The 8,750-nt window shown below is 73.5% G+C and carries 8 protein-coding genes; 5 read left to right on the top strand and 3 right to left on the bottom strand.

All coding sequences use genetic code 11. The features are described 5' to 3' along the window. A partial coding sequence (locus PV721_RS37685) for an alpha/beta hydrolase (RefSeq protein ID WP_319732496.1) occupies positions 1-1,126 on the top strand: 1,126 nt, incomplete at its 5' end. 113 nt (positions 1,127-1,239) lie between these two features. On the opposite strand, the gene hemQ is transcribed toward PV721_RS37685, so the two are convergent. Beyond that, positions 1,240-1,953, bottom strand: a complete 714-nt coding sequence (gene hemQ, locus PV721_RS37680; RefSeq protein WP_319732494.1) for a hydrogen peroxide-dependent heme synthase — start codon at positions 1,951-1,953, stop codon at positions 1,240-1,242. Positions 1,954-1,957: 4 nt separating this feature from the next. Beyond that, entirely contained in the window at positions 1,958-3,454 is a 1,497-nt protein-coding gene (hemG, locus tag PV721_RS37675) for a protoporphyrinogen oxidase (protein WP_319732492.1), read from the bottom strand. A 138-nt stretch (positions 3,455-3,592) separates the two neighbouring features. On the opposite strand from hemG, the gene PV721_RS37670 reads away from it, so the two are divergent. Continuing rightward, positions 3,593-4,627, top strand: coding sequence for a DUF4349 domain-containing protein (locus tag PV721_RS37670; protein WP_319732490.1), 1,035 nt, complete (start codon positions 3,593-3,595; stop codon positions 4,625-4,627). A gap of 61 nt (positions 4,628-4,688) precedes the next feature. After that, complete coding sequence (locus tag PV721_RS37665; protein WP_319732488.1) at positions 4,689-6,071, top strand: FAD-dependent oxidoreductase; 1,383 nt, start codon at positions 4,689-4,691, stop codon at positions 6,069-6,071. A gap of 151 nt (positions 6,072-6,222) precedes the next feature. Here the strand turns inward: PV721_RS37665 and hemE are convergent, their stop codons facing one another. Beyond that, on the bottom strand, positions 6,223-7,287 hold the full coding sequence (gene hemE / locus PV721_RS37660) for a uroporphyrinogen decarboxylase (protein ID WP_319732487.1): 1,065 nt from the start codon (positions 7,285-7,287) through the stop codon (positions 6,223-6,225). Between the two features lie 91 nt (positions 7,288-7,378). Here hemE and PV721_RS37655 point away from each other — a divergent pair, with 91 nt between their 5' ends. Further along, positions 7,379-8,035, top strand: coding sequence for a DUF3000 domain-containing protein (locus PV721_RS37655; protein WP_319732485.1), 657 nt, complete (start codon positions 7,379-7,381; stop codon positions 8,033-8,035). Between the two features lie 250 nt (positions 8,036-8,285). Further along, on the top strand, positions 8,286-8,750 hold a 465-nt coding region (locus tag PV721_RS37650; protein WP_319732483.1), incomplete at its 3' end, for a response regulator.

The following is an 8,750-nucleotide window of genomic DNA, read 5'->3' as shown; positions in this document are numbered from 1 at the left end:
CACCCAGGAGCCCGCCGACCCCTCCCCCGCCTACAAGAGGCAGCGCGTCGAGGCCGCCCGGGCCTACGCCCGCGGCTGCGCCCTGCGGGCCGGCGCGGCCCTGCCGTACTACTCGACCCCGAACAACGCCCGCGATCTGCACGTCCTGCGCGCCGCGCTCGGCGAGCGGAAGCTGACCTTCATGGGCGCCTCGTACGGCACCTACCTCGGCGCCGTCTACGCCGCCCTCCACCCCGGCCACGTCCGCCGGATGGTCCTCGACTCGGCGGTCGATCCCGACCCGCGCCGCGTCTGGTACCGCAACAACCTCGCCCAGGCGGCCGGCTTCGAGCGCCGCTGGTACGACTTCCGCGCCTGGGTCGCCCGGCACCACGGCACGTACCGCCTGGGCGCCACCCCGGCTGCCGTGCAGGCGAGCTACGAGCGGGTGCGGGACGCGGTGGGACGTACGCCCGCCGGCGGGAGGGTCGGCACCGGCGAACTCCGGGCCGCCTACCTCCAGGCCGCGTACTACGACGACGTCTGGCCGGAGCGGGCGTCGGCCCTGGCCGCCTTCCTGCGCGGCGATCCGGCGGCGCTGGCCGCCCAGGCCGCCCCGGACCCGGCCGCGGCGGCCGAGGCGGAGAACGCCACGGCCGTCTACACGGCGGTGCTGTGCAACGACGCCCCCTGGCCCGCCGACTGGGAGACCTGGGACCGCGACAACACCGAGCTGGCCCGCACGGCCCCCTTCGAGACCTGGGCCAATGCCTTCCTGAACCTGCCGTGCGCCTCCTGGCCGGTGCCCCGGCGGCAGCGGCCGGTGGAGGTCGAGCGGCCGGCCCTGCTGCCGCGGACGCTGGTGGTCGCGGCGGAGCGGGACGGGGCGACCCCGTACCCGGGAGCGCTGGAGCTGCAGCGGCGGCTGGGCGCCGGGGCCACGCTGGTGACGGAGGCGGGGTCCGGCTCGCACGGAGTGGCCGGCGGACGCAACGACTGCGTGGACCGTCACGTGGAGCGGTTTCTGCTGACGGGCGCCACCCCGGGGTGGCGCGTCACGTGTGCGCCGCATCCGGAGCCCGCACCGGTGTCGCTGGACGACCGGGCAGCGAGCGCCCGCAGGGCGCTGCTGCCGCCAGTCGTCTGAACTTCCGGGCGGGATCTCCGGCTGCGTCGTTTCGGGGGCAGGGCCTCCCGATCCACCGGAGGAACTCACCTGACGGTGTGGTCGTCCTCCGGTCCTTCCCCCCAGGGGAGGTATCAGGCGAGCCCGGCCACCAGATCGGCGACGGACTTGCGGCGTCCGGTGTAGAAGGGCACCTCTTCCCGGACGTGCATGCGGGCCTCGGAGGCGCGCAGGTGACGCATGAGGTCGACGATGCGGTACAGCTCGTCCGCCTCGAAGGCCAGCATCCACTCGTAGTCGCCCAGCGAGAAGGAGGCGACGGTGTTGGCGCGGACGTCCGGGTAGCCGCGGGCCATCTTGCCGTGGTCGGCGAGCATGCGGCGGCGGTCCTCGTCCGGCAGCAGGTACCAGTCGTAACTGCGCACGAAGGGGTACACGCTGACGTAGTCGCGCGCGACCTCGTCGGCGAGGAAGGCCGGGATGTGGGACTTGTTGAACTCGGCCGGGCGGTGCAGGGCCATGTTCGACCACACCGGCTCCAGCGCACGGCCCAGCTTGGTGCGGCGGAACAGGTTGTACGCGGTCTGCAGCTCGTCCGCGGTCTCCGCGTGCCACCAGATCATGATGTCGGCGTCGGCCCGCAGGCCGGAGACGTCATAGGTGCCGCGGACGGTGATGTCCTTGGCGGCCAGCTGGTCGAACAGCTCCTGGACCTCGTCGGCGAAACCGGCGCGGTCTTCGGGCAGGACGTCCTTCAGCTTGAAGACGGACCACAGGGTGTAGCGGATGACCTCGTTGAGGTCCTTCGCCTTCTTCCCCGCGTTGGGAATCTTCTCTGGTGCAGTCATGTTCCTATTGTCCCGTGCGCTGATCAGTGGTCGGCGCCAGGGGTGCCGTACGCGCACCGAGCGAGGCGAGCACCGCCTCCGCGGCCCGGCCGGCGCTGGCGATGCAGGCAGGGATGCCCACCCCGTCGTAGAGCGCGCCGCACACGGCGAGACCCGGCAGGGCGGCGACGGCGCCGCGGATCCGGGCCACCCGGTCGAGGTGGCCCACCGGGTACTGGGGCAGCCCGCCGTCCCAGCGGGTGACGGTGGAGGCGACCGGCCGGGCGGCGAGGCCCACGGCCTCGCCGAGGTCGGCGAGGGAGACGTCGACCAGCTCGCCGTCCTCGCGCCCCAGGTCGGCCTCGTCGCCGTACCGGCCCACCGAGGTGCGCAGCAGGAAGAGCTCGGGATCCGCCCCGGCCCAGGCCCACTTGTTGCTGGAGAAGGTGGAGGCCTTGATGGTCCGGCCGTCCACGGGCGGTACGAGGAACCCGCTGGCGCCCCCGCCGGCGACGGCGGCCGGCAGGTCGGAACGGCGGAAGGCCATGGTGACCAGGGCCATCGAGGCGTATTCGACCCCGCGCAGCTCGGCCGCGGCGGTGGGCGCGAGCCCGTCCAGCAGCCGTGCGGCGGGCCCGGCCGGGGTGGCCAGGATCACGCCGTCGGCCTCGATCGTCCCGGTGGTCCCGGCGCCGGCCGCGATCCGCCAGCCTTCGGGCGTACGCGTGACCTCGGTGACGGGGGCTGCGGTGACGATCCGCGCTCCGGCCGCACGGCAGGCCTCGGCCACGGCGAGCGGGAGCCGTCCGATGCCGCCGTCGATGCCGGCGAAGACCGGACCGGCCTGCTGGGGAGCGGCCGCCGCCCTCTGCTGCAGTTCCCGTACGCCGTCGGACAGCAGCGCGTGCGTCCGGGCGGCCTCGAAGAGCTGGGGCACGGCGGCGCGCATGGAGATGCGGTAGGCGTTGCCCGCGTAGACGCCGCCGAGCAGCGGTTCCACCAGCCGGTCGACGACCTCGTGGCCGAGCCGGGCGGCGACGTAGGCGCCGACGGCGACGTCCTCGCCGATCTCGGTGGGCGCCAGCGTGCGCTCGGCCTCGATGCGGGCCAGACCCTCCGCGGAGAGCACCCCGGAGGCGGCGAGCGGCCCGAGGTCGCCCGGGACCCCCATGACGTGCCCGCGGGGCATCGGCCGCAGCGCGCCCCGGGTCCACAGGTGGGCGGTGGCGGTGGCGGGCGGCTGCACGGCTTCGCCGAGGCCCACGGCACGGGCGAGGTCCACGCCTTCCGGGCGGCGGGCCAGCATGGATTCGGCGCCGAGGTCGACGCGCGCCCCGGCGAGCTCGCCGGCGTACAGCTTGCCGCCGAGGCGCGGTCCGGCCTCCAGCAGCGTGACGCGGGCGCCTTCGGCGAGCAGCCGGTGGGCCGCCGCGAGGCCCGCGATGCCGCCGCCGATGACGACGACATGGCTGGGGGAGCCCACCCGGCCCGGCCGGTCCGTACGCATGTCCGCTTCGTGCATGGACACATCGTCTCAGACCGATCTCCGAGGCCGGACCGTGACCGCATCGGGACCGGCCCGGGACCGTGGAAGCGAAACCCGCGACGGGACTCCGTGCGTCGAAACGGCAACACCAGCCGATCATCGGGGGTTTGCAAGATGCATGCTCTGCACAGACACCGTTCCGCGGCGGCCCTGGCCGCCCTCTCCCTGGCCGGGGTGCTCGCGCTCACCGGCTGCGGCGCGGACGCCGGGGGCAAGACGTCCTCGGCCGACCGGGCGGCGGTCGCGCCGGCGCCCGCCCAGGACGGCAAGGCGCCTCAGGGCGCGGAGGGCGCGAAGGGCGCCGCGGCGCCCCCGTCGGCCGCCCCGGCCGACAAGAACGCCCCGCCGGCGGCCCCGGTCCGCCCGAACGTGATCCGTACGGCGACGCTCGGCATCGAGACGACGGACGCCCAGAAGGCCCTCGCCGCCGCCCGCGCCGCGGCCGACGGGGCGGGCGGCTACGTCGGCAACGAGTCCACCAAGCGCGGCCAGGACGGCCGGATGACCTCGACGGTGACCCTGCGGGTGCCCGGCGAGCGCTACGACTCGGTGCTCAGCGCCATGGAGGGCAGCGGGAAGCTCCTGCACCGCAAGGTCGACGCGCAGGACGTCACCGAGAAGGTCGCCGACATCGGCAGCCGCGTCGCGTCGCAGCAGGCGAGCGTGGCGCGGGTGCGGGAGATGATGGGCAAGGCCACGGCCCTGAGCGACGTGGTGATGCTGGAGAGCGAGCTGAGCCGGCGCCAGTCCGACCTGGAATCGCTGCAGGCGCAGCAGACGGCGCTGCGGGACCAGACCTCGATGGGCACCATCACGCTGGAGGTCACGGAGCCCGCCCCGAAGCCGGAGGTCACGGAGAAGAAGGAGAAGGAGCCCACCTTCCTGGACGCCCTGCACGGCGGCTGGGAGGTCTTCACCACGGTCGTGCGCTACCTGACGGTGGCGGTGGGCGCGCTGCTGCCCTTCGCGCTGACGGCGGCACTGGTGCTGGCGCTGGTCCGGCTGTACCGCCGGAGGCGTCCGGCGCGCCCGAAGGCGGCCCAGGTCACGGCGGCGGCCCCGCAGCGGACCGCGGCCCAGGTGCCCGCGGCCCAGGTGCCCGCGCCCCGCTCGCCGGCTCCGGACACCGAGGCCGACGTGCAGGACTGAACGTGCGTTCGCCCGTAGCGTGTTCACCATCCGATGACGGGGTGAAGGGGCGGTACGGACGATGGCGACGGAACGACTGGTGGTGGTCGGCGGTGACGCGGCGGGGATGTCCGCCGCGTCACAGGCCCGCAGGCTCAAGGGCCCGGAAGAGCTGGAGATCGTCGCCTTCGAGCGCGGGCACTTCACCTCGTACTCCGCGTGCGGCATCCCGTACTGGGTCGGCGGCCGGGTCGCCGAGCGCGACGAACTGATCGCCCGCACCCCCGAGGAGCACCGCGCCCGCGGCATCGGCCTGCGCACCCGCACGGAGGTCGTGGAGCTGGACCTCCCCGGATCCCGGGTCCGCGCCCGCGATCTGGACAGCGGATCCGAATCCTGGACGGACTACGACAAGCTCGTCCTGGCCACGGGCGCCCGCCCCGTCCGCCCCCGGCTCCCCGGCATCGGCGCGCACGGGGTCCACGGCATCCAGACCCTTGACGACGGCCAGCGCCTGATGGACTCGCTGGAGCGCACCCGGGGCCGCCGGGCGGTCGTGGTCGGCGCGGGCTACATCGGCGTGGAGATGGCGGAAGCCCTGGTGGGGCGGGGCTTCGAGGTCACCGTCCTGCACCGGGGCGCGCAGCCGATGGCCACGCTGGACCCGGACATGGGCGGCCTGGTGCACACCGCGATGAACCGCATGGGGATCCGTACGGTCTCCCGCGCCGAGGTGACGAAGATCCTCACGGACGAACAGGGCCGTGCCCGTGCGGTGGCCACGGCCGCGGGCGAGGAGTACGAGGCGGACGTGGTCGTGCTCGGCATCGGCGTCGAGCCCCGCACGGCCCTCGCCCGCGCCGCGGGCCTGCCGCTCGGCCCGTCGGGCGGCATCCTCACGGACCTCTCGATGCGCGTCCGGGGCCACGAGAACATCTGGTCGGGCGGCGACTGCGTGGAGGTCCTGGACCTGATCGCGGGCCGCACCCGGCACATCCCGCTGGGCACGCACGCCAACAAGCACGGGCAGGTCATCGGCTCGGGCGTGGGCGGCGGTTACGCGACCTTCCCCGGGGTCGTCGGCACGGCGGTCAGCAAGGTCTGCGACCTGGAGATCGCCCGGACGGGACTGCGCGAGCGCGACGCCCTGGAGGCGGGCCTGCGCTTCGTGACGGCCACGATCACCTCCACGACCACGGCGGGCTACTACCCGGGCGCGGCGGAAATGACGGTGAAGATGCTGGCGGAACGCCGCACGGGCCGGCTGCTCGGCGTCCAGATCGTCGGCGGCGCGGGGTCCGCGAAGCGGGTGGACATCGCGGCGGTCGCCCTCACGGCCGGCATGACGGTGGACCAGGTGGTCACCCTCGACCTGGGCTACGCCCCACCCTTCTCCCCGGTCTGGGACCCCATCCTGGTGGCGGCCCGCAAGGCCGTCTCCGCGGTCCGCTCGGCAGGGGTCTAGCGCGCGGAGTTCGGAGCGCACCAGTTCCAGGGGGCGGCCCGCTGGTCCAGCCGGTCGAGGCCCCGTCGGTGGTCTCTCCGTCGGATGTGCGAAACGTCGGCCCGTGCCGGGTCATGCCCGGCACGATACCGACGTTTCGATCTTGCTCGGATCAGCGTGCCGTCTTGGTGTGGACGTACTCCACCAGGCGGGTCAACGCGTCGGGGTCGGTCGTCGGGAGGACGCCGTGGCCGAGGTTGAAGACGTGGCCCTCCAGGCCGGCCGCGGCCGCGAGGACCTCGTCCGTCTTGGCCTCGACCGCCTCCGGCGTGGAGAAGAGCACCGCCGGGTCCAGGTTTCCCTGGAGCGCCTTGCCGGGGCCCACGCGACGGACGGCCTCGTCCAGCGAGACCCGGTAGTCGACGCCCATGACGTCGGCTCCGGCCTCGCCCATGAGGCCGAGGAGCTCGCCCGTGCCCACGCCGAAGTGGATGCGCGGGACCCCGTACGAGGCGACGGACTCCAGGACCTTCGCCGACGCGGGCATCACCGAGCGGCGGTAGTCCGCCGGGGCGAGCGCGCCGACCCAGGAGTCGAAGAGCTGGACGGCGGAGGCTCCGGCCTCGATCTGGACCTTCAGGAAGGCGGAGGTGATCTCCGCGAGGCGGTCCAGCAGGTCGGCCCACAGCTGCGGGTCCCCGTACATGAGGGCCTTGGTGTGCTCGTGGTTCTTCGAGGGACCGCCCTCGACGAGGTAGCTCGCGAGGGTGAAAGGTGCGCCCGCGAAACCGATCAACGGCGTGGAGCCCAGTTCACCCGTGAGCATGCCGATCGCCTCGGTGACGTACGAGACGTCCTCGGGGGTGAGGTCGCGCAGCTGTGCGAGGTCCTCGCGGCGGCGGATCGGCTGGGCGACGACCGGGCCGATGCCCGGCTTGATGTCCAGGTCGACGCCGATGGCCTTGAGCGGGACCACGATGTCGGAGAAGAAGATCGCCGCGTCGACGTTGTGGCGCCGCACCGGCTGCATGGTGATCTCGGTGACCAGGTCGGGGCGCATGCACGACTCCAGCATGGCCGTGCCCTCGCGCACCTTGCGGTACTCCGGGAGCGAGCGCCCCGCCTGCCGCATGAACCACACCGGGGTGTGCGGCACCGGCTCGCGCCGGCACGCCTTCAGGAAGGCGGAATCGTACGTCTGACTCGGCTGGCCCGTCGGGCGATCGTTGGCACTCACGACCCAAATCTTCGCACGTATGAAGAAGTGCCCGACCCGGCGCGGGTGTCCCTGCGCCGTACGGCCGCACATACCGCCTAGTCTTCCCCGCATGGCTGCGGCTCAGGGACGATTTTCAGATGGCGCTGACGGTGTGGACAGCGCGAAGGAGAACTCCGTCCCGCTCCCGTTCCGCCGGGCGGTCGACGGCTTGAAGAAGGCCCGGCTGCGCCCGGGCATCGAGGTCGACCCGACGAAACCGCCCCAGAGGCTGGCCCCGCACGCCTATGCGCTGGAGGCCGCGGTGGTGGACGGCGAGGACGACCTCGCCGACGGCCGGCTGATCCTGCTCCACGATCCGGCGGGGCACGACGCCTGGCAGGGGACCTTCCGGCTGGTGACGCTCGTACGGGCGGAGCTGGAGCCGGAGATGGCCGCGGACCCGCTCCTCCCCGAGGTGTGCTGGTCCTGGCTGACCGGGGCGCTGGACGCGCGCGGGCTGACGTACGGGGAGGCGAGCGGGACCGTGACCATGGCGAGCTCGCACTACTTCGGCGGGCTCGCGGAGCGGCGCCCGGCCACGCAGATCGAGATCAGAGCCTCGTGGACGCCCCGCGAGGGGGTGGGCGGGGTGCCGGACACCTCGGCACACCTGGCGGCGTGGTGCGAGCTGCTGTGCCAGATCGCGGGGCTGCCGCCGGTGGGTCCGACCGACAGCGGCACCGGTGTGGTCTCCCTGCCACAGCGGCGCGGTCCGCACCACCCGTAGCCGCACGGCCGTACGGACGCCCCCGCAGACCACCTCCGCAGCGGCTGTCGGAAGGCGGCCTCCGGTGTGGGCTTCTGATCACCCGATGATCGATCGTGCGTCCGAATTGCCCGAATTGTTACTCACCAAATCGTGATCATTCCCTAAAGCCGGGCGGGTGACGTGCCGAAGGAGTCAGTGACCATCCGCACGGTTCGCACCGGCTTCCTTCCCCGAGCCGGCCGTCCCGCCACTCCCCCAGGAGGCCTAGGTGTCCGTTCTTCTCGAGCAGCCCGCAAGCCTGGTCGCCTACCGCCCGAACAAGCCGACGGCCATGGTCGTCGTGGCCGACCCGCGCGTCCGCTCCACCGTGACCCGCCATCTGTGGGCCCTCGGAGTACGTGACGTGATCGAGGCGTCGTCCATCGCGGAGGCCCGCCCCCGCGTCGGCAGCCCGCGCGACATCTGCGTGGCCGACGTACACCTGCCCGACGGTTCCGGTCTCACCCTGCTCTCCGAGACCCGCGCCGCCGGCTGGCCCAACGGCCTGGCCCTGTCCGCCGCCGACGACATCGGCGCCGTACGCAACGCCCTCGCGGGCGGAGTGAAGGGCTATGTCGTCACCGGTACGCGGACCAACATCGGGCTCCCCACCCGCCCCGGCGCCGATGTCGTCGGCGGCGGACAGGGCCAGGCCGTTGGGTCGGCCGGCGGCGCGGGTCTCGGAGAGCAGGGT

It is taken from the genome of Streptomyces sp. MB09-01 (genome assembly GCF_033794505.1).
Lineage (GTDB): Bacteria > Actinomycetota > Actinomycetes > Streptomycetales > Streptomycetaceae > Streptomyces.
Note: the sequence above shows the minus strand (reverse complement) of the source record. Positions and strands in the feature narration are given on the sequence as shown.